Consider the following 26,108-nt stretch of genomic DNA (forward strand, 5'->3'; position numbering starts at 1 on the left):
CAGCCCGCCGGCGCTAGTGCGGCGCGCCGCGCCAACCGGACACCGGCAGCGCGAACTTGGCAACCAGACGGTCCGTGAAGGACGCATGGTGCAGTCGCGCCAGCCGTACGGGAACGGCCCCGCGCCGCACCTCCACCCGTGCGCCCGGCGGCAGTTCGATCGTCCTGCGCCCGTCGCACCACAGCACCCCCTGCGGTGTGTGCGGCTGCACCTCCACCGCGAGGACCGACGTCGGCGAGGTCACCAGCGGCTTGGCGAACAGGGCGTGCGCGCCGATCGGCACCATCAGCAGCGCCTCCACCTCGGGCCAGACCACCGGGCCGCCGGCGGAGAACGCATACGCGGTCGAGCCGGTCGGCGTCGCGCAGACGATGCCGTCGCAGCCGAAGCCGGTCACCGGCCGCCCGTCGATCTCGAGGATGACCTCGAGCATCCGCTCGGGCGAGACCTTCTGCACCGCCGCCTCGTTCAGCGCCCAGTCCCGGTGCACGACATCGCCGTTGCTGTGCACGACGACATCGATGGTCATGCGCTCCTCGACCTCGTACTCGCGGGTGACGACGCGGTCGACGACCTTGTCGAGGTCGTCGCGCTCGGCCTCCGCCAGGAAGCCCACCCGCCCCAGGTTGACGCCGAGCATCGGCACCCCGGAGGCGCGGGCGAATTCGGCGCCGCGCAGCAGGGTCCCGTCCCCGCCGAGCACGATCAGCAGTTCACAGCCGTCGAGTACGTCGGGAGTCGCCTCGCGGACCGTCTCGACGGACGGCGGCAGCGGCAGGTCGGCCGCTTCCGCCTCCAGTACGCGTACACCGAGACCGCTGCGCAGCAGCCCCTGTACGACGAGTTCGGCACTGCGGATCGCCGCAGGTCTGCCGGTGTGTGCGAGCAGGAAAACGGTACGTGCTGGTGTCGCTGCCGTTGTCGTTGTCAACGAGGTCCCTCCGCCACTGCACGGTCGACGTCCGCCGGGTCGAGCTCGGGCGCTCCGGCCCGGAGCCACAGAAAATACTCGACGTTTCCGGAGGGGCCCGGCAGCGGGCTGGCCGTGATGCCCAGCACGCCGAGACCGAGCTCCCCCGCCTTGCGCGCCACATTCCGTACCGCGTCCGCGCGCAGCTCCGGGTCACGGACGACCCCGCCGCTGCCGAGGCGTTCCTTACCCACCTCGAACTGCGGCTTGACCATCAGCACCAGATCCGCGCCGGACGCCGTACACCGGACGAGCGCGGGCATGACGAGGCCGAGCGGAATGAAGGAAAGGTCCCCCACCACCAGGTCCACCGCCTCACCGTCGATCGTCTCCAGCGTCAGCTCGCGCACATTCGTACGGTCCTTGACCGTCACGCGTTCATCACTCTGAAGAGACCAGGCGAGTTGTCCGTATCCGACGTCAACGGCGACGACATGGGCGGCGCCCGCCCGCAGCAGTACATCCGTGAATCCGCCGGTGGACGCGCCCGCGTCCAGTGCCCGCCTGCCCTCGACCTTCAGCCCGAGCGGCACGAAGGCCGCCAGCGCGCCGGCGAGCTTGTGTCCGCCGCGCGAGACGTAGTCGGGGTCGCTGTCGTCTGCGGTGACGACGACGGCGACGCTGGTCTCGACCTGGGTCGCGGGTTTGGTCGCGGTGTTGCCGCCGACCGTCACCCGTCCCGCGGCGATCAGCTGGCTCGCGTGCTCGCGCGAGCGTGCGAGGTTGCGGCGTACCAGCTCGGCGTCGAGACGGCGGCGGGCCACTCCTGCCACGTTCGGTTCAGCTCCTGTTGTCGTACGAGGGTGATGGCGAGGGCCCCTGAGGCGCAGGTGCCGGGCGTGCGTCGAGCGCGGTCAGCGCGTCGCGCAGCCCCCGGTGTACATCCTCGTACACCTCGAGGTGTCCGTCCGCCGGGAGGTGGTCGGCGTCGGCCAGCCGCTCCAGCCGGTCGTCGACGTCGGCGTTGCCGGTCGGCACGCGCTGCACGCCGACGGGCGCGGGCGCGGCAGGGTCGTACGCCTGACGGGCAGCCGCCCCGGGCCCCGCCGGCTCCCGGCTCTCCCGGTCCGGGTTCTCGGACGCCGGGTTCTCGGACGCTGGGTTCTCCGGCTCCGGGCTCACTGGTCCCTCCTGAAACCCCTGCTCCTGGATCTCAGGGCCCGGCATCGAGTCGCTCATGCCCAGACGCTACCGCGAAGCGCTGAGGTACCGTCGATCACGATGGCGACGACGGAAGAGTGCCGCAGCGCACTCGACAAACTCTCGGACAACCTGGCACAGGCGGACGGTGATGTACGCAGCGCTGCCGCGCTCGACCGTTCCCTCAGCTGCCACATCAAGGACCTGGACATCACCTTCACCGGCCGCCTCGTGGACGGCCGGATCGATGTGGTCGACACGCTCCAGGGACCGCCGCCCGACAGGGCTCAGATCCGTCTCGCGATGACCGGCGACGATCTGGTGGCCATGGTGAACGGTGAGCTGAACTTCGCGAAGGCCTGGGCCTCCGGCCGGGTCAGGCTCGAGGCCGGCTTCCGCGATCTGCTGCGCCTGAGGACGCTGCTGTAGCGGTCAGTGCACTGCCGTGACGGCCAGGACGCTGCCGTGACGGCCAGGGCACTGCCGTGACGGCCAGGACGCTGCCGCGACGGCCAGGACGCTGCCGCGACGGTCGGGGCACTGCCGCGACGGCCAAGACGCTGCCGCGACGGCCGGGCAGCTGCTTCAGCGGTCAGGACACCACCGTGGCGCTACGCCTCCGGGACGCCGGCACCACCAGCGGCGTCCCGGACTCCGGGTCGTCGATGACCTGGCTCTTCACCCCGAAGACCTGCTCCACCAGCTCGGCGGTGACCACATCCGCGGGCGCGCCCTCGGCGACGATCTTCCCTTCGCGCAGCGCGATGAGGTGTGTGGCGTAACGGGCGGCCTGATTGAGGTCGTGCAGTACGGCGACAAGCGTCCGCCCCTGCGTCTCGTGCAGCTCCGAGCACAGGTCGAGCACCTCGAGCTGGTGCTGGATGTCGAGGAATGTCGTGGGCTCGTCGAGCAGCAGCAGTGGGGTCTGCTGAGCCAGTGCCATCGCGATCCATACGCGCTGCCGCTGCCCACCGGACAATTCATCGACATAGCGTTCCGCCAGTTCGCCGACTCCGGTCGCGGCCATCGATTCCTCGACAATCCGCTCGTCCTCCGGCGACCACTGACGCAGCAGCCCCTGGTGCGGATAGCGGCCGCGTGCGACGAGGTCGGCGACCGTGATCCCGTCCGGTGCGATCGACGACTGCGGCAGCAGGCCCAGCGTCCTGGCGACCTTCCTGGCCGGCAGCGAGTGGATGGTCTGTCCGTCCAGCAGGACCCGTCCCTCGGACGGCCTCAGCATCCGGGACAGGGCACGCAGCAGTGTCGACTTTCCGCAGGCATTGGGGCCGACGATCACCGTGAAGGAGTTGTCGGGGATCTCCACCGAGAGGTTCTCGGCGATGACCCGCTGGTCGTAGCCGAGGGTGACCGATTCCGCGGTGAGGCGCTGCATTGTCGTCGCACTCCTGGATTCCGATGGTTCGTCTGCCACGGGCTTCACCGTGCTCATATGCGTCCTGCCTTGCGTTCGGTGACCAGCAGCCAGAGCAGATAGCAGCCGCCGAGCACTCCGGTCACCACACCGACCGGCAACTGCCGCTCGCCGAAGGCGTTGGTGGCGATCCAGTCGGCGACCAGCAGCAGCGCGGCGCCCATCACCGCGGCGGTGGCCAGGTTCGGGCCGGGCGAGCGGGTCAGCCGACGGGCGAGCTGCGGTGCGCTCAGCGCGACGAAGGTGATCGGCCCCGCCGCCGCGGTCGCGACCGAGACCAGCAGGACGCCGGCGCTCAACAGCACCACACGGGTACGTTCGACCGGCGCGCCCAGCGCGTACGCCGCGTCGTCGCCCATCTCCAGCATCCGCAGCGGCCGCCCGTACCCGGACACCAGCGGCACGAGAACGGCACACACGCCCAGCAGTGGCCAGACCTGCGCCCAGTCGCGGCCGTCGAGCGAGCCGGTCATCCAGAGCGTGGCCTGGATGGCGTCGACCAGGCTGGCCTTGGTGAGCAGATACTGGTTGGCGGCGGTGAGCATGGCGGCGATGCCGATACCGACGAGGACCAGCCGGTAGCCGTGCACCCCGCGCTTCCAGGCCAGTACATGGACGCCGACGCCGGTCGCCACTCCGCCGACGAGCGCGCCGCCCGCCACCGCGACGGCCCCGCCATGGAAGAGCACGATGACGCTGAGCGCGCCGACGGTCGCGCCCTGCCCGAAGCCGATGACGTCCGGACTGCCCAGCGGATTACGGGTGATGGACTGGAAGATCGCGCCGCTGAGGGCGAGCGAGGCGCCGACGAGCACTCCGACCAGCACTCGCGGCAGCCGCAGATCCTGAACGATGAACTCCTGCGCCGGCGTGCCGTTCCCGAGCAGCGTGGCGATCACCTCGCCGGGTGAGATCGGGAAGTCGCCGCTGCCGACGAGTACGACTCCGGTGGCCGCTGTGGCCGCGGCGAGCAGCAGCACGACGACGGCCGCGCGGGGATCGACCCGGAAGGAGAGCCCGCCGGGGGTACGTATGGCTTTCACTGGGATTTCCCTCGCATGACGTTCCGGGCAGGTCGGCGGAGCTGTCTGTCCTGCCGGGGGTCCGGAGGTTGTCCCCCGGGAAGACACAGCACGGCCTTCACAGCTGGGCCATCCTCTTGCGGCGTACGAGATGGATGAAGACGGGCCCGCCGATCAGCGCGGTGACGATGCCGACCTGCAACTCGGCGGGGCGGGTGATGACCCGGCCGACGACATCGGCGCCCAGCAGCAGGACGGGCGAGAGGACCGTCGCGTACGGCAGGATCCACCGCATGTCCGGACCTGTGACGGCGCGGACGAGATGCGGGATCATCAGCCCGATGAAGACGATCGGCCCGCAGGCGGCGGTCGCCGACCCGCACAGCAGAGTGACGGCGAGCATGGAGAGGATGCGGGTGCGGTTCAGATGCGCGCCCAGCGCGCGGGCGGTGTCGTCACCCATCTCCATCGCGTTCAGCGGCCGTGCGAGCAGCAGCGCGAGCACCACGCCGATGCCGATGAAAGGCGCCACCTTGCCGATGGTCTCCATATCGGCCGAGGCCAGCGAGCCGACCGTCCAGAACCGAAGCCGGTCGAGCGCGGCCGCGTCCAGCAGCTGTACGGCGTGGATATAGCCGACGAGCGCGGCGCTGACGGCGGTTCCGGCGAGCGCGAGGCGTACCGGTGTCGCGCCCCGGCTGCCGCCGAGGATGTACACGAGCGCGGAGACGATGCCCGCGCCCAGGAACGCGAACCACACATAGCCGGTGAGCGAGGTGACGCCGAGGAAGCTGATGGCGGAGACGACCGCGGCCGAGGCGCCGGCGTTCACACCCAACAGCCCCGGTTCCGCGAGCGGGTTGCGGGTCAGCGCCTGCATCACCGCGCCGGCGAGTCCGAGAGCCGCGCCGACGATCAGGCCGAGCAGGGTCCGCGGTACACGAACATCGTGGACGATCACGTCGTTGCCGGCGCCCGAGTTGTGGAACAGGCCGTGCCACACATCGGACAGCGGCATCGACTTGGCACCTGTCGCGATGCTCGCGAGGCAGACCAGCAGCAGGATGCCGACGGACACGAGCAACCCGGTGGCGCGCAGCGCGTGGCGCCTCCGGGATGCGGGTGCGGATTGCGGCTCGGCGCTCTGTATGGGGGGACTGTCGACCAACACGAGGTTAGGTTAGCCTACCCTCGCCATGGTAAGGGGACTCCCCTTCCGTGAATGGCTCCGGCCGGACCAGCCTCCCCGGCCGCCGACTCCGGCGCGAAGAAAGGGAGTCGGCGCTTCAAGGACGACCGCGGAAGGAAGAGACGCATCGTATGGACCGAAGTCCCTCCGCCCCGCCCGCGGGACACGGCCCTACAGGCCAAGCCGGGACAGCACCTTGCCCGCGTCCAGCTCGCACACGCCGTCCCCGGCGTCGGTCCAGGCCGCAGCGCACAGCGCCCGCAGCCCGTCCAACGGCTCGCCGTCCCCGTCGAGCGCCAGCTCGTCCTCCCGTACGGACGCGGTCCACCCGCCGCAGGTGAACCCGCTCTCCGCCTCCCCGACTTCGGGCTGCCCGGTCAGCATCCCGCGCAGATCGGCGTCCACATAGGTCGGCCGGTGCTCGGGCCGCGCGGCCAGCAGCTGCGCGCCGTCCGTCACCCCGGTCAGTACGAGCAGCGAGTCCACGCCGCCGTTGAACGCACCCTCGATGTCCGTGTCCAGCCGGTCCCCGACCACCAGCGGCTTACGCGCACCCGTCCGCAGGATCGTCTCCTTGTGCATCGGCGGCAGCGGTTTGCCCGCCACCTGCGGCTCCGCACCCGTCGCGATCCGTACGACCTCCACGGCCGCACCATTGCCCGGCGCGATCCCACGCGCACTCGGAATCGTCAGATCCGTGTTGGAAGCGAACCACGGCACGCCCCGCGCGATCGCGTAACAGGCCTCGGCGAACCGCCCCCAGGCCAGGTCCGGACCGCCGTACCCCTGCACCACCGCCGCCGGATCGTCGTCGGCGGATTCCACCGGCTCGAGCCCGCGCTCGCGCAGCGCGACCCGCAGCCCCTCCCCGCCGACCACCAGCACCCGGGAACCGGCCGGCACCTGCTCGGAGATCAACCGGGCCACGGCCTGTGCGGAGTTGATGACATCCGCCGCGTCGGTGGGCACGCCCAGCTCGGTGATGTGCGCGGCCACGGCCTCGGGCGGCCGCAGCGCATTGTTGGTCACATACGCGAGATGCATCCCGCCGTCCCGCGCCGTCAGCAGCGAATCCACGGCGTGCGCAATCGCCTCACCGCCCGCGTACACCACTCCGTCGAGGTCGAGCAGCGCCGTGTCGTACGCCTCGCTCAGCGCCGTCGCACTGCCGCTCGGCCGGTTCCTGCTCTGCTGGCTCATTCGTTTCCGCTCCTCGCTCAGTGTCGCTCCCCCGATCATCGCTCATGCGCGCGACCCACATACGATGCACAAATGAACACCGAAGGTCCCGCGGCCAATGACGGTCTGCACCTGATCCCGTTCCGTGGACTGCGCTATGTCCCTGAGCGGGTCGGCAGCCTCGCCGCCGTGACCTCACCGCCGTACGACGTCGTCGTCAGGCCCGACGGCCTGCTCCATCTGGAGTCGGCGGATCCGCACAACATCGTCCGGCTGATCCTCCCGCAGGCGAACACCGCCGGCGCCCGCAACCAGCAGGCCGCCGACACCCTCGACCGCTGGCTCTCCGAGGGCATCCTGGCCCCGGACCCCGAGCCCGCGTTCTACGTGTACGAGCAGCGCAAGGACGACATCCTCCAGCGCGGCATCATCGGGGCGCTCGCACTGTCCGAACCGTCCGAGGGCGTCGTCCTCCCGCACGAGGACGTGATGCCGGACGTCGTCGCGGACCGCGCGGCGCTGATGCGTACGACCGCCGCCAATCTGGAACCGCTGCTCTTCACCTACCGCAGCATGGGCGGTGCGACCGGCGCGACCGCCGTCATCGACCGCACCATCCTCCGTACCCCGCTGCTGGCCACCACCACGGAGGACGGCTTCAAGCACCGGCTGTGGTCCGTGACGGACCCCGACGACCTGTCCGAGGTCCGCGCAGATCTCTCCGACCACCAGGCGCTGATCGCCGACGGCCACCACCGCTGGGCGACCTATCTGCGGCTGCGCGCCGAACACCCTTCCCCGAGCCCGTGGAACTACGGCCTGGTCCTGCTGATCGACACGGCCCGCTATCCCCTCAGGGTGCGCGCCATCCACCGCCTGTTGCACCGCCTCCCTGTCTCCGAGGCGCTGGCCGCTCTGACCGGCTCCTTCCGCATCCAGCAACTCGACGGCCCGCTTCCGCAGGCGCTCGAGACTCTCGCGAACGCGGCCGCCGAGGGCAACGCATTCCTCCTCGCGGGCGACGGCGGATTCCACCTCGTCGACCGCCCGGACGCCAAGCTGCTGTCCCGTACGGTCCGGCGCGACCGCCCCGAGGCCTGGCGCACACTCGACGCCACGGTCCTCCACTCCACGCTCCTGGACCACATCTGGCGGATCCCGGACACCCCGGAGCACATCGCCTACATCCATGACACGGAGGCGGCCGTCGAGCAGGCGGAACGCAAGGGCGGCACCGCGGTGGTGATGCATCCGGTGCGGGAAGAGGTCGTGCGGAATCTCGCTCGCGAGGGGGTCACGATGCCCCGCAAGTCCACGTCGTTCGGCCCGAAGCCGGCGACGGGCCTGGTCCTCAGAAGCCTCGCACTGGACTGACGAACCGACGAACTGACGACGAGAACCGACGACGAGATACGGACATACGAAAGGGCGGCACCCATGCCGGGTGCCGCCCTTTCCGTCTGCGTGTACTTACCAACTCGGCCCTACTCGGCCTTGTCACCCTCGGCCTCGCCGTCGACGTCACTTTCGGCCTCGTCGGTGGCGGCGGCCGGCTCCGTGGACGCGTCGGGCGCCTCGTCCTCGACCATGGCGTCGACGAACTCCACACCGTCTATCTCGGCGAGCCGGTCCGAGGCGTCGGTCGCCCCGTCCTTGTCGGCCTCGAGCGCCTTGGCGAACCACTCACGCGCCTCGCCGTCGCGCCCGGCGGCCAGCAGCGCGTCGGCGTACGCGTAACGCAGCCGCGCGGTCCAGGGCTGTACGGAGTTGGACGCCAGCTCGGGGCTCTGCAGGGTCACGATGGCAGCGTCGATCTGCCCCATGTCCCGTCGCGCTCCGGCCGCGACCAGCCGCATTTCGACCTGGCCGGCCTTGTCGAGCTTCTGCACCTCGGGCTCACCGGCCATCGCCATCGCCCGCTCGGGCCGCCCGAGCCCCCGCTCGCAGTCCGCCATGACGGGCCACAGCTCGACGCTCCCGGTCATCCGCTTGGCCGCCCGGAACTCGGCAAGCGCCTCCGAGTACTTCTGCGTCGCGTACGCGGCGAAACCCGCGGCCTCGCGCACGGCGGCCACACGAGAAGCGAGCCGCAGCGCCACCTTGGAGTAGGCGTACGCCTGCTCGGGGTCCTCGTCGATCAGATTGGCCACCATGACGAGGTTCTTGGCCACGTCCTCGGCGAGGCCCTTCGGCAGGCTCTGAAGCTCCTGCCGTACGTCCTTGTCGATCTCGTCGCCCGTGACGTCCTCGGGAATCGGCAGCCGCTTGATCGGCTCCCGGTCACCGCGGTCGCGGTCGTCGCGCCGCCCGTAGCCACCACGGTCGTCACGAGACCCGCGGTACCCGCCACGGTCGTCACGCCGGTCGTCGCGCTGCCCGCGGTACCCACCGCGGTCGCGGTCGTCACGACGGGGGCCACTCGGCCGGTCGTCGTCACGGCGTGCGCCGTACCCGCCACCGCCGCTGGGACGACCGCCACGGTCGTCGTCGCGACGCGGACCACTCGGCCGGTCGTCGCGTCGGCCGTAGCCACCGCCGCCACCGCCGGAACGGTCGTCCCGCCGGCCGTAACCACCGCCGCCGCCACTGCCGCTGGGACGCGACCCGTAGCCGCCACCACTGCTGGGACGACCACCACGGTCATCATCACGACGCGGCGCACGGTAGCCACCACGGTCATCATCACGACGCGGCCCACGATCCCGGTCGCGGTCCCGGTCATCACGCCGGAAGCCACCGCCACGCTCGTCGTCACGACGGGGGCCACTCGGCCGGTCGTCGTCACGGCGTGCGCCGTACCCGCCACCGCCGCTGGGTCGTCCACCACGGTCGTCGTCACGACGCGGACCACTCGGCCGGTCATCACGACGGCCGTAGCCACCGCCGCCACCGCTGGGACGACCGCCACGGTCGTCGTCACGGCGTGCGCCGTACCCGCCACCGCCGCTGGGTCGTCCACCACGGTCGTCGTCGCGACGCGGACCACTCGGCCGGTCATCACGACGGCCGTAACCACCGCCGCCGCCACTGCCGCTGGGACGACCGCCACGGTCGTCGTCACGGCGTGCGCCGTACCCGCCACCACCGCTGGGGCGCGACCCGTAACCGCCACCACTGCTGGGTCGTCCACCACGGTCGTCGTCGCGACGCGGACCACTCGGCCGGTCATCACGACGGCCGTAACCACCGCCGCCGCCACTGCCGCTGGGACGACCGCCACGGTCGTCGTCACGGCGTGCGCCGTACCCGCCACCACCGCTGGGGCGCGACCCGTAACCGCCACCACTGCTGGGACGACCACCACGGTCGTCGTCGCGACGCGGACCACTCGGCCGGTCATCACGACGGCCGTAACCACCGCCGCCGCCACTGCCGCTGGGACGACCACCACGGTCATCATCACGACGCGGCCCACGGTAGCCACCACGGTCATCATCACGACGCGGCCCACGATCCCGGTCGTCACGGCCGCCGCGGAAGCCGCCCCGGTCGCCACCGTCCTTACGACGCGGCTCGCGCTCCGGACGGTCGTCGGGAGAGTTGGTGGACATCGGCGTGACTCCTGTCTTCGGGTACTGCAGTCATTCTCGCGCAGCCGGCCATCGGACGCGCTTCGAAAAATAGGCAAAACAAAAAAGGACCCGTAGCCCAGCGTGAACGCTGGACCACGGGTCCTTGAAAGATTGTTCGGCGGCGTCCTACTCTCCCACAGGGTCCCCCCTGCAGTACCATCGGCGCTGAAAGGCTTAGCTTCCGGGTTCGGAATGTAACCGGGCGTTTCCCTAACGCTATGACCACCGAAACTCTATCGGGCCACCCCGCACAGCGGGATATCGGCGCTTAGCGAACAAGCACACTCTTCAATTAAGTAAATAAGTGTGAAACTTTGTTCAACCGGTGCGACTGTTCGCAACCCGGGAACAACACAGTGGACGCGAGCAACTGAGGACAAGCCCTCGGCCTATTAGTACCAGTCAGCTTCACCGGTTGCCCGGCTTCCACATCTGGCCTATCAACCCAGTCGTCTACTGGGAGCCTTAACCCCTCAAGGGGGTGGGAGTCCTCATCTCGAAGCAGGCTTCCCGCTTAGATGCTTTCAGCGGTTATCCTTTCCGAACGTAGCCAACCAGCCATGCCCTTGGCAGGACAACTGGCACACCAGAGGTTCGTCCGTCCCGGTCCTCTCGTACTAGGGACAGCCCTTCTCAAGACTCCTGCGCGCGCAGCGGATAGGGACCGAACTGTCTCACGACGTTCTAAACCCAGCTCGCGTACCGCTTTAATGGGCGAACAGCCCAACCCTTGGGACCGACTCCAGCCCCAGGATGCGACGAGCCGACATCGAGGTGCCAAACCATCCCGTCGATATGGACTCTTGGGGAAGATCAGCCTGTTATCCCCGGGGTACCTTTTATCCGTTGAGCGACGGCGCTTCCACAAGCCACCGCCGGATCACTAGTCCCGACTTTCGTCCCTGCTCGACCCGTCGGTCTCACAGTCAAGCTCCCTTGTGCACTTACACTCAACACCTGATTGCCAACCAGGCTGAGGGAACCTTTGGGCGCCTCCGTTACCCTTTGGGAGGCAACCGCCCCAGTTAAACTACCCATCAGACACTGTCCCTGATCCGGATCACGGACCCAGGTTAGACATCCAGCACGACCAGAGTGGTATTTCAACGATGACTCCCCCTGAACTGGCGTCCAGAGTTCACAGTCTCCCACCTATCCTACACAAGCCGAACCGAACACCAATATCAAACTGTAGTAAAGGTCCCGGGGTCTTTCCGTCCTGCTGCGCGAAACGAGCATCTTTACTCGTAGTGCAATTTCACCGGGCCTATGGTTGAGACAGTCGAGAAGTCGTTACGCCATTCGTGCAGGTCGGAACTTACCCGACAAGGAATTTCGCTACCTTAGGATGGTTATAGTTACCACCGCCGTTTACTGGCGCTTAAGTTCTCAGCTTCGCCACACCGAAATGTGACTAACCGGTCCCCTTAACGTTCCAGCACCGGGCAGGCGTCAGTCCGTATACATCGCCTTACGGCTTCGCACGGACCTGTGTTTTTAGTAAACAGTCGCTTCTCGCTGGTCTCTGCGGCCACCCCCAGCTCTGGCAGTAAATGCCGTCACCGGTGATGGCCCCCCTTCTCCCGAAGTTACGGGGGCATTTTGCCGAGTTCCTTAACCATAGTTCACCCGAACGCCTCGGTATTCTCTACCTGACCACCTGAGTCGGTTTAGGGTACGGGCCGCCATGAAACTCGCTAGAGGCTTTTCTCGACAGCATAGGATCATCCACTTCACCACAATCGGCTCGGCATCAGGTCTCAGCCTTAATGTGTGACGGATTTGCCTATCACACGGCCTACACCCTTACCCCGGGACAACCACCGCCCGGGCTGGACTACCTTCCTGCGTCACCCCATCGCTTACCTACTACCACCTTGGGCCGGCGGCTCCACCACTCCCCTCAACTCCGAAGAGATCAGGGCGGCTTCACGGCCTTAGCATTAATGGGCTCGATACTGGGCGTTTCAAAGCGGGTACCGGAATATCAACCGGTTGTCCATCGACTACGCCTGTCGGCCTCGCCTTAGGTCCCGACTTACCCTGGGCAGATCAGCTTGACCCAGGAACCCTTAGTCAATCGGCGCACACGTTTCTCACGTGTGTATCGCTACTCATGCCTGCATTCTCACTCGTGAACCGTCCACCACTCGCTTACGCGGCGGCTTCACCCGGCACACGACGCTCCCCTACCCATCACAGCGGGCGTTGGCCCTATTGCTGCAATGACACGACTTCGGCGGTACGCTTGAGCCCCGCTACATTGTCGGCGCGGAATCACTTGACCAGTGAGCTATTACGCACTCTTTCAAGGGTGGCTGCTTCTAAGCCAACCTCCTGGTTGTCTCTGCGACTCCACATCCTTTCCCACTTAGCGTACGCTTAGGGGCCTTAGTCGATGCTCTGGGCTGTTTCCCTCTCGACCATGGAGCTTATCCCCCACAGTCTCACTGCCGCGCTCTCACTTACCGGCATTCGGAGTTTGGCTAAGGTCAGTAACCCGGTAGGGCCCATCGCCTATCCAGTGCTCTACCTCCGGCAAGAAACACACGACGCTGCACCTAAATGCATTTCGGGGAGAACCAGCTATCACGGAGTTTGATTGGCCTTTCACCCCTAACCACAGGTCATCCCCCAGGTTTTCAACCCTGGTGGGTTCGGTCCTCCACGAAGTCTTACCTCCGCTTCAACCTGCCCATGGCTAGATCACTCCGCTTCGGGTCTTGAGCGCGCTACTGAATCGCCCTGTTCGGACTCGCTTTCGCTACGGCTTCCCCACACGGGTTAACCTCGCAACACACCGCAAACTCGCAGGCTCATTCTTCAAAAGGCACGCAGTCACGACTGCATGTGCAAGCACACACAGCGACGCTCCCACGGCTTGTAGGCACACGGTTTCAGGTACTATTTCACTCCGCTCCCGCGGTACTTTTCACCATTCCCTCACGGTACTATCCGCTATCGGTCACCAGGGAATATTTAGGCTTAGCGGGTGGTCCCGCCAGATTCACACGGGATTTCTCGGGCCCCGTGCTACTTGGGTGTCGCACAAGCAAGCCGCTGATGTTTCAGCTACGGGGGTCTTACCCTCTACGCCGGACCTTTCGCATGTCCTTCGCCTACATCAACGGTTTCTGACTCGCCCAACAGCCGGCAGACTGTTGAAGTGCGATCCCACAACCCCGTATGCGCAACCCCTGCCGGGTATCACACGCATACGGTTTGGCCTCATCCGGTTTCGCTCGCCACTACTCCCGGAATCACGGTTGTTTTCTCTTCCTGAGGGTACTGAGATGTTTCACTTCCCCTCGTTCCCTCCACACTGCCTATGTGTTCAGCAGTGGGTGACAGCCCATGACGACTGCCGGGTTTCCCCATTCGGAAACCCCCGGATCAAAGCCTGGTTGACGGCTCCCCGGGGACTATCGTGGCCTCCCACGTCCTTCATCGGTTCCTGGTGCCAAGGCATCCACCGTGCGCCCTTAAAAACTTGGCCACAGATGCTCGCGTCCACTGTGCAGTTCTCAAACAACGACCAGCCACCCACCACCCCGCTCTCACGAGCGAGTTCACTGGGGCCGGCATCGCGAAGGGCGAGCTCACGCTCGCACCCTCAGATACCCAACAGCGCGCCCGGCACGACCCACCAACTCTCACGTTCCACGCCGAAGCAGTACTAGTGAAGCCAGCAAACCGTGCCGAATAGTCAACGTTCCACCCATGAGCAACCAGCACCGGACATTCGCCGGTGTTCTGGCCTCTGACCGGGCAAGCCCGGTAAGAAGTGCTCCTTAGAAAGGAGGTGATCCAGCCGCACCTTCCGGTACGGCTACCTTGTTACGACTTCGTCCCAATCGCCAGTCCCACCTTCGACAGCTCCCTCCCACAAGGGGTTGGGCCACCGGCTTCGGGTGTTACCGACTTTCGTGACGTGACGGGCGGTGTGTACAAGGCCCGGGAACGTATTCACCGCAGCAATGCTGATCTGCGATTACTAGCAACTCCGACTTCATGGGGTCGAGTTGCAGACCCCAATCCGAACTGAGACCGGCTTTTTGAGATTCGCTCCGCCTCGCGGCATCGCAGCTCATTGTACCGGCCATTGTAGCACGTGTGCAGCCCAAGACATAAGGGGCATGATGACTTGACGTCGTCCCCACCTTCCTCCGAGTTGACCCCGGCAGTCTCCTGTGAGTCCCCATCACCCCGAAGGGCATGCTGGCAACACAGAACAAGGGTTGCGCTCGTTGCGGGACTTAACCCAACATCTCACGACACGAGCTGACGACAGCCATGCACCACCTGTATACCGACCACAAGGGGGGCACCATCTCTGATGCTTTCCGGTATATGTCAAGCCTTGGTAAGGTTCTTCGCGTTGCGTCGAATTAAGCCACATGCTCCGCTGCTTGTGCGGGCCCCCGTCAATTCCTTTGAGTTTTAGCCTTGCGGCCGTACTCCCCAGGCGGGGAACTTAATGCGTTAGCTGCGGCACCGACGACGTGGAATGTCGCCAACACCTAGTTCCCAACGTTTACGGCGTGGACTACCAGGGTATCTAATCCTGTTCGCTCCCCACGCTTTCGCTCCTCAGCGTCAGTAATGGCCCAGAGATCCGCCTTCGCCACCGGTGTTCCTCCTGATATCTGCGCATTTCACCGCTACACCAGGAATTCCGATCTCCCCTACCACACTCTAGCTAGCCCGTATCGAATGCAGACCCGGGGTTAAGCCCCGGGCTTTCACATCCGACGTGACAAGCCGCCTACGAGCTCTTTACGCCCAATAATTCCGGACAACGCTTGCGCCCTACGTATTACCGCGGCTGCTGGCACGTAGTTAGCCGGCGCTTCTTCTGCAGGTACCGTCACTTTCGCTTCTTCCCTGCTGAAAGAGGTTTACAACCCGAAGGCCGTCATCCCTCACGCGGCGTCGCTGCATCAGGCTTTCGCCCATTGTGCAATATTCCCCACTGCTGCCTCCCGTAGGAGTCTGGGCCGTGTCTCAGTCCCAGTGTGGCCGGTCGCCCTCTCAGGCCGGCTACCCGTCGTCGCCTTGGTAGGCCATCACCCCACCAACAAGCTGATAGGCCGCGGGCTCATCCTTCACCGCCGGAGCTTTCAACCCCTCCCCATGCAGGGAGGAGTGTTATCCGGTATTAGACCCCGTTTCCAGGGCTTGTCCCAGAGTGAAGGGCAGATTGCCCACGTGTTACTCACCCGTTCGCCACTAATCCACCCCGAAGGGCTTCATCGTTCGACTTGCATGTGTTAAGCACGCCGCCAGCGTTCGTCCTGAGCCAGGATCAAACTCTCCATGAATGTTCTCCCGTGATCGGGATCAACACCACTTAGAGCGGAACAGCCGGTCGGAATAAGACCGACTGTTCACAGCGTCCTCGCTGTGTCATTGCCTGCCACTGCAGAGCAGTAGCAGGACTTTCAAAGGAACCTCGAACCTGCCGAAACAGGCCGGGGTATCAACATATCTGGCGTTGACTTTTGGCACGCTGTTGAGTTCTCAAGGAACGGACGCTTCCTTTGTACTCACCCGCAGAACATTGTCTGGGGCTTTCCTCCGGGCGCTTCCCTTCGTGTTTCCAACCTTACCAGATCCTTTTCCCGTTCCGTTTCCGGTTAGGAATTTGATTCCAGTGGCCGTTGGGGGCCTTTTGCCTTTCGGCGTGTTCACTACTTTAACCGATTCCCCAGGCGACTCATAATCGAGTCATTCGGCTTGGATTTCGGCATGCCGAAATCCCACCCGGTTGGGTTGGTAGTAAGTAGTGGATGGCCACTTCGGGTTGCTGAACAGCAGGGCCCGTTTCAAGCGGCTCGGGCTACGTTAGGCGTCCCGGCAGGCCGAGTCAAGTTGCCCTGCGGCGCGGCGTATGGGCCCGGTAGGGGCTCACAGTGGGGTCGCCGTCGATCCAGAACCGCCAGGGGTGGTGGGCGCCCTCACCGCCGACTCCCGTGCGCGGGCCGCTGCGCACCTGGTCAGAGCTCGGTGCGGTACCGGGCAGTAGGGACAGTGGGGCGGTCGGGCCGGCGCAGAGGTCGGTGCCGTTCAGGTCGCGGTCGACGTCGAGGGCCGTGGCCAGACGGGCCGGGCCTTTGGCCAGTTCCTTGTCACTACGGGCCGAGAACCGTCGTTTACGTGCGAGGTCGGCGCCTACTCGGATCTCACCTGCGCGCAGGAGGACACCGCTCGCCATGCCCTCCGGGCCGCACACCACATTGAGGCAGTGCCACATGCCGTAGGTGAAGTAGACGTACGCATGGCCGGGCGGTCCGAACATCACGTCGTTGCGCGCGGTGCGGCCGCGGTAGGCGTGGGAGCCGGGGTCGACCTCGCCCGCATACGCCTCTACTTCGGTGAGGCGCAACTCGATGGGACCGCCGTCGGTCAGGCGTGTCAGGGTGCAGCCAAGGAGCTCCGGGGCGACCTCCAGAACAGGGCGGTCGAAGAACGCCCGGGGCATCGGCGTACGGTCGGGGCTCTCGATCATGGCGTATGAGCCTAGCGGGGAACCGACTACGGTCGTCGCGCGTATGTAGGGGTCAGGACCAAGAAGGAGTGGACATGGGCTTCAAGAGGCTGCTTGCAAGCTTGGGCGCCGGCGGTGCTTCCGTGGAGACGGAGCTGACCGAGGCGAACGTGGTGCCCGGTGGTGTGGTGCAGGGCGAGGTGCGCATCCAGGGCGGCTCGGTGGATCAGCTGATCGAGGGGCTCTCCGTCGGTCTGCAGGCGCGGGTCGAGGTCGAGGGTGGTGACCAAGAGGTCAAGCAGGACATCGAGTTCACCAAGCAGCGGCTCGGTGGCGCCTTCGAGGTGAAGGCAGGGGCTGTGCACGTGGTGCCGTTCGGGCTCGAGATTCCGTGGGAGACCCCGGTCACGAGCATCGCCGGGCAGCAGCTGCGCGGGATGAACATCGGTGTGACGACGGAGCTGGAGATCGCGCGGGCCCTGGACTCGGGCGACCTGGACCCGATCAACGTGCACCCGCTGCCGGCGCAGCAGGCGATCCTGGACGCCTTCATCGGGCTGGGCTTCCGCTTCAAGAGCGCGGACATGGAGCGCGGGCACATTCGCGGTACGCGGCAGCGGCTGCCGTTCTACCAGGAAATCGAGTTCTTCCCGCCGCAGCAGTACCGGGGGCTGAACCAGGTCGAGCTCACGTTTGTCGCCGACGACCGCGAGATGGACGTCATCCTCGAGATGGACAAGAAGCCGGGGCTGTTCAGCGAGGGCAGTGACTCGTACAAGGCCTTCAAGGTGGGTCACCACGACTTCCAGTCGACCGACTGGGCGGCATACCTCAACCAGTGGCTCGCCGATGTCGGCGGGCGTCGTAACTGGCTCTAGGCTCGGATGCGGCAGGACAGGACAGCCGAATCGGAGGTTCAGACGTGACCGAGCTCAAGAGGGCGCCGCTTCCGCACGACTTTCATCCGGCGGTGCCGTCGTTCACGGTGGTGAGCGATGACATCGCGCCGGGGTCGGTACTGAAGGACGCCCAGGTCCACTCGGCGGGCAACACCTCGCCGCAGCTGCGGTGGGAAGGCTTCCCGGCGGAGACCAAGAGCTTCGCCGTGACGTGCTTCGATCCGGACGCGCCGACGGGCAGCGGTTTCTGGCACTGGGTGCTCTTCGACATCCCGGGGTCGGTCACTGAGCTGCCGGCGGGTGCGGGCAGTGGGAAGTTCGAGGGGTTGCCCGAGGGTGCCGTTCAGGTCCGCAACGACTACGGGTCGAAGGACTTCGGCGGTGCGGCTCCGCCGGCCGGTGAGAACCACCGCTATGTCTTCACCGTGTACGCGGTGGACCGGGCGAAGCTCGGGCCCGACGCGGACGTCTCGCCCGCCGTCGTCGGCTTCAATCTGCGGTTTCACACGCTGGCCCGAGCGCAGCTGATCGCTGAGTACGAGGGGCCCGCCTAGAGCTCAGCGTTCGTTTGTTGTTTGCCCTGCCCTGGTCTTGGAGAGATCAGGGCAGGGCATCTTTTATTGCGTTGTCCATCTCGGCGCGCCCGGCCAAAGTTGATCCAAGCCCAAGGCCCGCAATGGGCTGGGCCGGCGAACGGGAGGTGGGCGAGGTGCGGGACACGCTGGTACTGAATGCGAGCTTCGAGCCGCTGTCGACAGTGACACTCAACCGTGCGGTGGTGCTGGTCCTGCAGGACAAGGCCGTCGTCGAGCAGGCCCACCCCGGACTCCGTGTGCGTGCTGCCGCGGTCGATCTTCCGGTGCCCCAGGTGATCAGGCTCTGCCGCTATGTCAGGGTGCCTTTTCGAAGACAGGCGCCGTGGTCGAGGCGGGGTGTGCTGGTACGGGACCAGCACCGGTGCGCGTACTGCGGCAAGCGCGCCACGACTGTGGACCATGTGGTGCCGCGGTCGCGCGGTGGTGCGGACAGCTGGCTGAATACGGTCGCGTCCTGCGCCGAGGACAATCACCGCAAAGCGGACCGTACGCCGGAGCAGGCAGGGATGCCGCTGCTCCACGAGCCGTTCGTACCGTCTCCGGCGGACGCGATGCTGCTCGGGATGCGGGCCGGTGAGCGGTCGGAGCTGCCGCAGTGGCTGACGGCGCAGCCGGCCGCGTAGGAAGCAGCAGTCTTCATGAGGCCCGCCTCCGTTCGGAGGTGGGCCTTCCTGCGTCAGCGCAGCAGCAGTTGGACGATGGCGACGCTGCCGACCACCACGATCAGTACGCGCAGGGCCGTCGGCGGGAGGCGGCGGCCGATCTTGGCGCCGAGCTGGCCGCCGATGGCTGAGCCGACCGCGATCAGCAGGACCGCTGTCCAGTCGAAGTCCGCGACGAAGAGGAAGAAGAGCGCGGCGATGCTGTTGACGACGGCGGCGAGGACGTTCTTGGCGGCGTTGAGGCGCTGCAGGGTGTCGTCGAGCAGCATGCCCATCAGGGACAGGTAGATGATCCCTTGGGCGGCGGTGAAGTAGCCGCCGTAGACGCTGGCGATCAGCAATCCGATGAACAAGAGCGGGCCGCCGTCGGGGTGGGCGTGGCTGCCATTGCGCTCGCGGCGGCGCTGGACGGCCTTGGTGATGCGCGGCTGGAGGATCACCAGGATGAGGGCGAGCGCGACCAGTACCGGCACGATCGTCTCGAAGGCCGTCGAGGGGAGCATCAGGAGCAGCAGAGCTCCGCTGATGCCGCCGATCGCGGCGGCGATGCTGAGGCGCAGGAGGCGGCTGCGCTGGCCGGTGAGTTCGGCGCGGTAGCCGATGGCGCCGCTGACCGAGCCGGGAATCAGACCGAGGGCGTTGGAGACTGTGGCGGTGACCGGGGGCAGGCCGGTGGCGAGGAGCACCGGGAAGGTGATCAGTGTTCCTGAGCCGACGATGGTGTTGATGGTGCCGGCGCTGATGCCCGCGGCGAAGACGGCGAGCATCTCCCAGATGGTCACGCTGTGCCTCTCGATGATCGGTGCCGGATGCACCGATCATGCCTGAGGGGATACCGGGGTCAGTCGATGGGGGGCTGCTCGCGGCGTTCTGTGCCGTTGCCTCCGCCGGACTTGCCGGAGCCGGAGCCGCCGCCCATGCCGGCCATCGGGTTGAAGTTGCCCATGGCGCCGCTCAGACCCTTGAGCGCGTCGCCGATCTCGCTGGGCACGATCCAGAGCTTGTTGGCGTCGCCCTCGGCGATCTTCGGGAGCATCTGGAGGTACTGGTAGGCGAGGAGCTTCTGGTCGGCGTCGCCGGCATGGATGGACTCGAAGACCGTACGGATGGCCTGGGCCTCGCCCTCGGCGCGCAGCGCGGCCGCCTTGGCCTCACCTTCGGCGCGCAGGATCGCGGACTGCTTCTCACCTTCGGCGGTGAGGATCTGCGACTGCCGGATGCCCTCGGCGGTGAGGATCGCGGCGCGCTTGTCACGGTCGGCGCGCATCTGCTTCTCCATCGAGTCCTGGATGGAGGTGGGCGGCTCGATCGCCTTGAGCTCGACACGGTTGACGCGGATGCCCCACTTGCCGGTGGCCTCGTCGAGCACGCCGCGCAGGGCCGCGTTGATCTCCTCGCGGGAGGTCAGGGTCCGCTCGAGGTCCATGCCACCGATGATGTTTCGCAGGGTGGTGACCGTGAGCTGCTCGATCGCCTGGATGTAGCTGGCGACTTCGTACGTGGCGGCGCGGGCGTCGGTCACTTGGTAGTAGATGACGGTGTCGATGTTGACCACCAGGTTGTCCTGGGTGATCACCGGCTGGGGCGGGAAGGGGACGACCTGTTCACGGAGGTCGATGCGGTTGCGGATCGAGTCGATGAACGGGACGACGATGTTCAGGCCCGCGTTGAGGGTGCGGGTGTAGCGCCCGAAGCGTTCGACGATGGCGGCGCTGGCCTGTGGGATGACCTGGATCGTCTTGATCAGGGCGATGAAGACCAGCACCACCAGAATGATCAGGACGATGATGATCGGTTGCATCGTGTTCCCTGTGCCCTTCGCTGCCGGATGATTCTGATGATCGAGTTTCCCAGAACACGGGCTGATGTGGGGGGTGTTCGGCTTCGATTTGTCACATGACCACGGCGGTGGCTCCGTCGATCTCCACTACGTCGACCTGTTGGCCTGCCTCGTACGACATGGTCGCGTCGAGTGCGCGCGCGGACCACACCTCACCGGCGAGTTTGATCCGGCCGCCGCTGCCGTCGACCCGTTCCAGGACGACGGCCTGACGGCCTTTCAGCGCGTCGACTCCGCTGGCGAATTGAGGGCGTTGGGAGCGGTGCCGGGTGGCGATGGGGCGTACAACGGCGATGAGTGCGACGGAGACCACGGCGAAGACGAGCACTTGGGCCACCGTGCCGCCGCCGAGCGCCGCGACGACGGCCGCGGCCACCGCTCCGGCGGAGAGCATGCCGAATTCGGGCATCGCCGTCAGTACGAGCGGAATGCCCAGTCCGACCGCGCCGATCAGCCACCACACCCATGCGTCGATGTCCACGTGGTCATGGTAGGTCCGCCGGTCGCGGTGGGGACAGGGGGCGAGGGCAGGGGCGAGATCAGGTCAGCCGCGCGGGCCGGGCCGAGGTCGCCCCAACTACGGGGCCGGGCAGCCGAATCGGCCGGGCCGGAGTCAGCCGAGCGGGAGGCCCTGCGCGGTCCAGCGCTCGCCGTTCTGCTCGACGACCAGCGGGAGGCCGAAGCAGAGCGAAAGGTTGCGGGAGGTCAGCTCGGTCTCCATGGGACCGGCGGCCAGCACCTTGCCCTGACGGATCATCAGGACGTGGGTGAAGCCCGGGGCGATCTCCTCGACATGGTGCGTGACCATGATCATGGAGGGGGCGTACGGGTCGCGGGCGAGGCGGCCGAGGCGGCGGACCAGGTCCTCGCGGCCGCCGAGGTCGAGGCCGGCGGCCGGCTCGTCGAGGAGCAGCAGCTCGGGGTCCGTCATCATCGCGCGGGCGATCAGAGTGCGCTTGCGCTCGCCCTCGGAGAGCGTGCCGAACTTGCGGTCCAGGTACTCGGTCATGCCGAGGCGGTCGAGGAAGGCGCGGGCGCGCTCCTCGTCGACGGCGTCGTAGTCCTCGTGCCAGGTGGCTGTCATGCCGTACGCGGCGGTGAGGACCGTCTGCAACACGGTCTGGCGCTTGGGGAGCTTCTCGGCCATGGCGACGCCCGCCATGCCGATACGGGGGCGGAGCTCGAATACGTCAACACCGGCGGTGCCGAGCCGCTCGCCCAGGATTCTGGCCGTACCGGAGGTCGGGAAGAGGTAGCTGGAGGCGATGTTGAGGAGGGTGGTCTTGCCGGCGCCGTTGGGGCCGAGGATGACCCAGCGCTCACCTTCCTTGACCGACCAGGAGACGTCGTCCACCAGAGCGCGTCCGTCGCGGACCACGGATACGTCCACCAGCTCCAGTACATCGCTCATGAGCGCGTTGTCTCCCCATGCAATCGTCTTGAGGTATTGGGGGCGGTTTATGCACCTGTGGGCACAGCTCCCAGGGAAAACTTACGCCACCGGTCGGGTGGCCCAGTCGCCCGGTCCGGTCCCTAGGCTGGGTCCATGCTTTCCGAACCACGCTCAGGACGGCTGGCCGCATGGGGAAATGCCCTGTTGGCCGGATTTGTATCACCGGATGACGCGGCGCTCGCCATCGTCGGCGACGACGCGGTGCACCGGGTGGAGGGGTTGCCGGGCGAGGCGGGCCCGGTCGGGCTCACGCTTGCGCTGGGGCGGCTGCGGGCGCTCGGGGTGACCGGGTACCGGGTCGCGCTGCCGGCGCCGGGGCATCCGCTGGGGCTCAGCGGGCCACCGGAGTTCAACGCGCGGGCGCTCGACGCGGAGGAGGCGGTCGTCGCTTCCGGCGCCACGTACGGGCTGGTGCCCGAGGTCTACGAGGCCGGGCCCGCGGGTGATCTGCATGTGGAGGTCGTCTGGCACTGCCTGCCGGTGCGGGAGGCGCCGCCCGCGGATGTGCCGTCGCTCGGGGAGGCGGAGCGGGAGCTCGCGGAGGCGCTGCGGGACGCGACGGAGGTGCTGTCGCGGCTGGATGTGGCGGCGTCGGGGCCGGTGGCGGAGGCGGCGATCGACGCGTATCGGGCGCGGGCGGAGCGGGGGGTGGGCGAGATGCTGGCACCCGGGTATCCGCCGCGGGCGGTACGGGTGTTGGAGCTGGCGCAGCGGGTCGGGCTGCTGATCTCGGTGGCGTACGAGAACGGGCACGGCGGGGCGGTGAGCGCGTCGGAGATGGCGGCGAGGGGCGAGGCGCTGCGCCCGGTGGAACGGGTGGCGCGACGGGCGCAGGTGGCGGCGTACAACGCGTACGTCGAGGAGCGGGAGCGGTGAGCCTCCGGCGGGGGGTGTTGCCCGGGCCGCGGGGTCTTGTCCAGCACGGGCTGCCTCCGGCGGGGCGGGGTCTTGTCGGGTGCGGGCTCCGGTGCCCCTCCGGGCTCGACTCCTCGGGGTCGGCGGCGTACAGGCTCTTGGTGCGTGCCCCCGGTTTTGCCGCCAATCCCCCCACGGTTCGCCGGAGGAAACCACCCACGAAGAACAACCAACAACGCCCCCGGCCCACCTCAACCGCATGACCGGGCAACTGGCGGGGACGACACTGCACGGCCCCTCCCCACCCGAACGGGACAAGACCGCCCGCCACGGGGGTACAGCAGTCCGCCGGAGGAAACCACCCACCGACCAGCAACCACCAACGCCCCCGGCCCACCTCAACCGCATGACCGGGCAACTGGCGGGGACGACACTGCACGGCCCCTCCCCACCCGAACGGGACAAGACCGCCCGCCACGGGGGTACAGCAGTCCGCCGGAGGAAACCACCCACCGGACAGCAACCACCAACGCCCCCGGCCCACCCCGACCACATGACCGAGTACTTAGGCAGGTGGTGAGGAGCCGGGGGCACTGATCGGAACCGGTCAGCCGTTGTAGCCGGCGTTTCCGAACGTCGGGTTCAGCGCGCCGATCACGTTGACGGTGTTGCCGACGACGTTCACCGGGACGTGCACCGGGGCCTGCACCAGGTTGCCGGAGACAACGCCCGGGGAGTGGGAAGCCTTGCCATTGGCGTGCGCACCGGTGGTGGCGGACGCCACACCGGCGCCGGCGGCGACGAGGCTACCGGCGACCATGGTGAGGGCAGCGGCCTTCTTCAGGTTCTTCACTTCGAAATCCTCCTGAGCTTCGCTGCGGCCGGCCGCCGCAGCACGCCATGAAGAACGGCCGCGAGTCGATCAGGATGCGCCGTACGGGTGACATACACCCGACGGTATGAATCTCCGATCTGAGCTGGACGCTCCGGTTGGCCCGTCTCAGCCCGCCAGACCGTGCCGCACGGCCCACAGCGCCGCCTGGGTGCGGTCCGCCAGATCCAGCTTCATCAGAATGTTCGAGACATGTGTCTTGACGGTTTTCTCGGACAGCACGAGCGCCCGGGCGATCTCGCGGTTCGACCGGCCGTCGGCGATCAGGCCCAGTACCTCCCTCTCCCGTTCGGTGAGGGTGCTGCCGCGGCCCGTGCCATTGCTCGGGTCGTCCTGCGAGAGCAGCGCGCCCGCGACCTCCGGCTGGAGCAGCACATGGCCCGCGTGCACGGAGCGGATCGCGCGGGCCAGCGCCTCCGGGTCGACGTCCTTGTAGACGTAACCCGAGGCACCCGCGCGCAGTGCGGGGACGACGGTGCGCTGCTCGGTGAAGCTGGTGACGATCAACACCTTGGCGGGGTTCGACAGCTCACGGAGTTTACGGAGGGCGTCGATGCCGTCCATCCCGGGCATCTTGACGTCCATGAGGACGACGTCCGGCTTCAGCTCCTCGGCGCCGGCAACGCCCTCGGCACCGTCCGCCGCCTCGCCGACGACCTCTATGTCGTCCTGGATCTCGAGGAAGGTGCGCAGTCCTCGCCGTACCACCTGATGGTCGTCGACCAGCAGGACACGGATCATCCCAGTCCTCGCATGGGGCACAGCCTCAGCCACCGGGCACCTCCATCTCGATCGTGGTGCCCTTTCCGGGCGCCGATTCCACGGTGAGCGTTCCGCCGACCCCGTTCGCCCGGTCCCGCATCGAGACCAGTCCCAGATGGCGGCCGGCCCGGCGGACCGACTTCGGCTCGAACCCCTTGCCGTTGTCGGTGACGCTGAGGACCACGCCCTGGCCGCGGCGGACCAGGACCACATCGACCTCGTCCGCGCCGGAGTGTCGCAGCGCATTGTGCAGGGCCTCCTGGGCGACCCGGAGCAGGGCATCCTCCTGGGCGACCGGCAGCGCTCGGACAACGCGGCTGTCGAAGGTGACCCGGGCGGTGTGCGCGCGGTCGAGGACCTGAATATGCGTACGGAGTGTGTTGACCAGTCCGTCCTCGTCGAGGGCGGCGGGGCGCAACTCGACGACGGCGGCGCGCAGTTCGTCCGCGGCCTCCGCGGCGAGCACGGCGACCTGCTGGAGCTCGCCCTTGGCGCGGGCCGGGTCGCGGTCCACCAGGGCGGCTGCGGCCTGGGCGGTCAGCCGGAGCGAGAAGAGCTTCTGGCTCACCGCGTCATGCAGCTCATGGGCGAGGCGGGAGCGTTCCTCGGCGATGGTGAGCTCGCGGCTGCGCTCGTACAGCCGGGCGTTGGTCAGGGCTATCGCCGCGTGCTGGGCGAGGATGGAGAGCAGCTCCTCGTCCTCGGCGGTGAAGCCGCAGCCTCCGTCGGGCTTGGGACACCGCTTGTTCGCCAGGAAGAGCGCGCCGATGGTCTCGTCGCCGTCCTTGATCGGCAGGCCGAGAAAGTCGGACATGTCCGGGTGGGCGGACGGCCAGCCCTCGAAGCGGGGGTCCTCGCGGACATCGGCGAGGCGCTCCACCTTCGCCTCGCGGAGCATCGAGGCGAGGATGCCGTGCTGCCGCGGAAGCGGGCCGATCGCCTTCCACTGCGCGTCGCTGACGCCGTCGACCACGAACTGGGCGAAGCCGCCGTGGTCGTCGGGCACGCCCAGCGCCGCGTACTCGGCGTCAAGGAGCTCACGCGCCGAGGCGACGATCGTCTTCAGCACGTCACGCACCTCGAGATGCCTGCTCATCGCGAGGAGCGCGGTGCTCACGGCGGCGAGGCCGGAGCTCGGTCGGTGACTCATGAACT

Annotated in this window: 23 protein-coding genes and 3 rRNA genes; 6 read left to right on the plus strand and 20 right to left on the minus strand. The window is 67.3% G+C overall.

Annotated features, from left to right (window positions below; all coding sequences use genetic code 11):
• Nucleotides 1-13: 13 nt before the first annotated feature.
• The 3 genes from OG735_RS09615 to OG735_RS09625 are packed head-to-tail and all read right to left on the minus strand — an operon-like array spanning nucleotide 14 to nucleotide 2,149.
• Nucleotides 14-931, minus strand: coding sequence for an NAD kinase (locus OG735_RS09615; RefSeq protein ID WP_327322710.1), 918 nt, complete (start codon nucleotides 929-931; stop codon nucleotides 14-16).
• Nucleotides 928-1,743 (minus strand): TlyA family RNA methyltransferase, encoded by an 816-nt coding sequence (locus OG735_RS09620; protein WP_327322711.1) that lies wholly within the window; start codon nucleotides 1,741-1,743, stop codon nucleotides 928-930. The genes OG735_RS09615 and OG735_RS09620 overlap by 4 nt, the downstream gene beginning before the upstream one ends.
• 7 nt (nucleotides 1,744-1,750) lie before the next feature.
• Entirely contained in the window at nucleotides 1,751-2,149 is a 399-nt protein-coding gene (locus OG735_RS09625) for a hypothetical protein (protein ID WP_327322713.1), read from the minus strand.
• Nucleotides 2,150-2,191: 42 nt separating this feature from the next.
• On the opposite strand from OG735_RS09625, the gene OG735_RS09630 reads away from it, so the two are divergent.
• Complete coding sequence (locus OG735_RS09630) at nucleotides 2,192-2,539, plus strand: SCP2 sterol-binding domain-containing protein (RefSeq protein WP_327322714.1); 348 nt, start codon at nucleotides 2,192-2,194, stop codon at nucleotides 2,537-2,539.
• 163 nt (nucleotides 2,540-2,702) lie between these two features.
• On the opposite strand, the gene OG735_RS09635 is transcribed toward OG735_RS09630, so the two are convergent.
• From OG735_RS09635 to OG735_RS09650, 4 genes are all read right to left on the minus strand, one after another.
• A complete protein-coding gene (locus tag OG735_RS09635; protein WP_327322715.1) occupies nucleotides 2,703-3,506 on the minus strand; it encodes an ABC transporter ATP-binding protein in 804 nt (267 codons plus the stop codon).
• A gap of 53 nt (nucleotides 3,507-3,559) precedes the next feature.
• Complete coding sequence (locus tag OG735_RS09640; RefSeq protein WP_327328263.1) at nucleotides 3,560-4,594, minus strand: FecCD family ABC transporter permease; 1,035 nt, start codon at nucleotides 4,592-4,594, stop codon at nucleotides 3,560-3,562.
• Nucleotides 4,595-4,685: 91 nt separating this feature from the next.
• Nucleotides 4,686-5,735 (minus strand): FecCD family ABC transporter permease, encoded by a 1,050-nt coding sequence (locus OG735_RS09645; RefSeq protein ID WP_327328264.1) that lies wholly within the window; start codon nucleotides 5,733-5,735, stop codon nucleotides 4,686-4,688.
• Nucleotides 5,736-5,927: 192 nt separating this feature from the next.
• Nucleotides 5,928-6,956, minus strand: a complete 1,029-nt coding sequence (locus OG735_RS09650) for an HAD hydrolase-like protein (RefSeq protein WP_327322716.1) — start codon at nucleotides 6,954-6,956, stop codon at nucleotides 5,928-5,930.
• A 72-nt stretch (nucleotides 6,957-7,028) separates the two neighbouring features.
• Here OG735_RS09650 and OG735_RS09655 point away from each other — a divergent pair, with 72 nt between their 5' ends.
• A complete protein-coding gene (locus OG735_RS09655; RefSeq protein WP_327322717.1) occupies nucleotides 7,029-8,309 on the plus strand; it encodes a DUF1015 domain-containing protein in 1,281 nt (426 codons plus the stop codon).
• Between the two features lie 110 nt (nucleotides 8,310-8,419).
• Here the strand turns inward: OG735_RS09655 and OG735_RS09660 are convergent, their stop codons facing one another.
• From OG735_RS09660 to OG735_RS09685, 6 genes are all read right to left on the minus strand, one after another.
• A complete protein-coding gene (locus OG735_RS09660) occupies nucleotides 8,420-9,106 on the minus strand; it encodes a hypothetical protein (protein WP_327322718.1) in 687 nt (228 codons plus the stop codon).
• Nucleotides 9,073-10,401 carry a hypothetical protein gene (locus OG735_RS09665; protein WP_327322719.1) on the minus strand — a complete coding sequence of 443 codons (1,329 nt, stop codon included), beginning with the start codon at nucleotides 10,399-10,401 and terminating at the stop codon, nucleotides 9,073-9,075. Before OG735_RS09665 ends, OG735_RS09660 begins: the two co-directional genes overlap by 34 nt.
• Nucleotides 10,402-10,620: 219 nt before the next feature.
• Nucleotides 10,621-10,737, minus strand: a 5S ribosomal RNA gene (gene rrf / locus OG735_RS09670).
• A 142-nt stretch (nucleotides 10,738-10,879) separates the two neighbouring features.
• Nucleotides 10,880-14,003 (minus strand): 23S ribosomal RNA (locus OG735_RS09675).
• Between the two features lie 299 nt (nucleotides 14,004-14,302).
• Nucleotides 14,303-15,828: ribosomal RNA gene (locus tag OG735_RS09680) — 16S ribosomal RNA — on the minus strand.
• The 16S, 23S and 5S rRNA genes sit together here, the layout of an rRNA operon.
• A gap of 545 nt (nucleotides 15,829-16,373) precedes the next feature.
• The gene (locus OG735_RS09685) at nucleotides 16,374-17,015 is read right to left on the minus strand and encodes a DNA-3-methyladenine glycosylase (protein ID WP_327322720.1); all 642 of its coding nucleotides are present in this window, start codon (nucleotides 17,013-17,015) and stop codon (nucleotides 16,374-16,376) included.
• Between the two features lie 74 nt (nucleotides 17,016-17,089).
• Here OG735_RS09685 and OG735_RS09690 point away from each other — a divergent pair, with 74 nt between their 5' ends.
• The 3 genes from OG735_RS09690 (at nucleotide 17,090) to OG735_RS09700 (ending at nucleotide 19,112) form a co-directional block, all read left to right on the plus strand.
• Nucleotides 17,090-17,872 carry a sporulation protein gene (locus OG735_RS09690; RefSeq protein ID WP_327322721.1) on the plus strand — a complete coding sequence of 261 codons (783 nt, stop codon included), beginning with the start codon at nucleotides 17,090-17,092 and terminating at the stop codon, nucleotides 17,870-17,872.
• A gap of 44 nt (nucleotides 17,873-17,916) precedes the next feature.
• Nucleotides 17,917-18,447, plus strand: a complete 531-nt coding sequence (locus OG735_RS09695; protein WP_327322722.1) for a YbhB/YbcL family Raf kinase inhibitor-like protein — start codon at nucleotides 17,917-17,919, stop codon at nucleotides 18,445-18,447.
• Between the two features lie 155 nt (nucleotides 18,448-18,602).
• Nucleotides 18,603-19,112 (plus strand): HNH endonuclease, encoded by a 510-nt coding sequence (locus OG735_RS09700; protein WP_327322723.1) that lies wholly within the window; start codon nucleotides 18,603-18,605, stop codon nucleotides 19,110-19,112.
• A 53-nt stretch (nucleotides 19,113-19,165) separates the two neighbouring features.
• Here the strand turns inward: OG735_RS09700 and OG735_RS09705 are convergent, their stop codons facing one another.
• From OG735_RS09705 to OG735_RS09720, 4 genes are all read right to left on the minus strand, one after another.
• Nucleotides 19,166-19,933, minus strand: coding sequence for a sulfite exporter TauE/SafE family protein (locus OG735_RS09705; RefSeq protein WP_327322724.1), 768 nt, complete (start codon nucleotides 19,931-19,933; stop codon nucleotides 19,166-19,168).
• A 59-nt stretch (nucleotides 19,934-19,992) separates the two neighbouring features.
• The gene (locus OG735_RS09710) at nucleotides 19,993-20,952 is read right to left on the minus strand and encodes an SPFH domain-containing protein (RefSeq protein WP_327322725.1); all 960 of its coding nucleotides are present in this window, start codon (nucleotides 20,950-20,952) and stop codon (nucleotides 19,993-19,995) included.
• A gap of 91 nt (nucleotides 20,953-21,043) precedes the next feature.
• Entirely contained in the window at nucleotides 21,044-21,472 is a 429-nt protein-coding gene (locus tag OG735_RS09715) for an NfeD family protein (protein WP_327322726.1), read from the minus strand.
• 132 nt (nucleotides 21,473-21,604) lie between these two features.
• Nucleotides 21,605-22,402 carry an ABC transporter ATP-binding protein gene (locus OG735_RS09720; protein WP_327322727.1) on the minus strand — a complete coding sequence of 266 codons (798 nt, stop codon included), beginning with the start codon at nucleotides 22,400-22,402 and terminating at the stop codon, nucleotides 21,605-21,607.
• Nucleotides 22,403-22,537: 135 nt separating this feature from the next.
• On the opposite strand from OG735_RS09720, the gene OG735_RS09725 reads away from it, so the two are divergent.
• Nucleotides 22,538-23,320 carry a hypothetical protein gene (locus OG735_RS09725; protein ID WP_327322728.1) on the plus strand — a complete coding sequence of 261 codons (783 nt, stop codon included), beginning with the start codon at nucleotides 22,538-22,540 and terminating at the stop codon, nucleotides 23,318-23,320.
• 586 nt (nucleotides 23,321-23,906) lie between these two features.
• Here OG735_RS09725 and OG735_RS09730 read toward each other — a convergent pair.
• From OG735_RS09730 to OG735_RS09740, 3 genes are all read right to left on the minus strand, one after another.
• Nucleotides 23,907-24,152: a chaplin gene (locus tag OG735_RS09730; RefSeq protein WP_327322729.1), complete on the minus strand. Its 246-nt coding sequence runs from the start codon at nucleotides 24,150-24,152 to the stop codon at nucleotides 23,907-23,909.
• Between the two features lie 147 nt (nucleotides 24,153-24,299).
• A complete protein-coding gene (locus OG735_RS09735) occupies nucleotides 24,300-24,932 on the minus strand; it encodes a response regulator transcription factor (RefSeq protein ID WP_327322730.1) in 633 nt (210 codons plus the stop codon).
• A gap of 25 nt (nucleotides 24,933-24,957) precedes the next feature.
• On the minus strand, nucleotides 24,958-26,103 hold the full coding sequence (locus OG735_RS09740) for a GAF domain-containing sensor histidine kinase (protein ID WP_327322731.1): 1,146 nt from the start codon (nucleotides 26,101-26,103) through the stop codon (nucleotides 24,958-24,960).
• Nucleotides 26,104-26,108 lie beyond the last annotated feature (5 nt).

It is taken from the genome of Streptomyces sp. NBC_01210 (assembly GCF_036010325.1).
Taxonomy (GTDB): domain Bacteria; phylum Actinomycetota; class Actinomycetes; order Streptomycetales; family Streptomycetaceae; genus Streptomyces.

Coding starts and splice junctions, on each gene's coding strand:
- OG735_RS09625 (WP_327322713.1), bottom strand. CDS start 2,149: ATGAGCGACTCGATGCCGGGCCCTGAGATCCAGGAGCAGGGGTTTCAG.
- OG735_RS09630 (WP_327322714.1), top strand. CDS start 2,192: ATGGCGACGACGGAAGAGTGCCGCAGCGCACTCGACAAACTCTCGGAC.
- OG735_RS09635 (WP_327322715.1), bottom strand. CDS start 3,506: ATGCAGCGCCTCACCGCGGAATCGGTCACCCTCGGCTACGACCAGCGG.
- OG735_RS09650 (WP_327322716.1), bottom strand. CDS start 6,956: ATGAGCCAGCAGAGCAGGAACCGGCCGAGCGGCAGTGCGACGGCGCTG.
- OG735_RS09655 (WP_327322717.1), top strand. CDS start 7,029: ATGAACACCGAAGGTCCCGCGGCCAATGACGGTCTGCACCTGATCCCG.
- OG735_RS09685 (WP_327322720.1), bottom strand. CDS start 17,015: ATGATCGAGAGCCCCGACCGTACGCCGATGCCCCGGGCGTTCTTCGAC.
- OG735_RS09690 (WP_327322721.1), top strand. CDS start 17,090: ATGGGCTTCAAGAGGCTGCTTGCAAGCTTGGGCGCCGGCGGTGCTTCC.
- OG735_RS09710 (WP_327322725.1), bottom strand. CDS start 20,952: ATGCAACCGATCATCATCGTCCTGATCATTCTGGTGGTGCTGGTCTTC.
- OG735_RS09720 (WP_327322727.1), bottom strand. CDS start 22,402: ATGAGCGATGTACTGGAGCTGGTGGACGTATCCGTGGTCCGCGACGGA.
- OG735_RS09725 (WP_327322728.1), top strand. CDS start 22,538: ATGCTTTCCGAACCACGCTCAGGACGGCTGGCCGCATGGGGAAATGCC.
- OG735_RS09735 (WP_327322730.1), bottom strand. CDS start 24,932: ATGATCCGTGTCCTGCTGGTCGACGACCATCAGGTGGTACGGCGAGGA.
- OG735_RS09740 (WP_327322731.1), bottom strand. CDS start 26,103: ATGAGTCACCGACCGAGCTCCGGCCTCGCCGCCGTGAGCACCGCGCTC.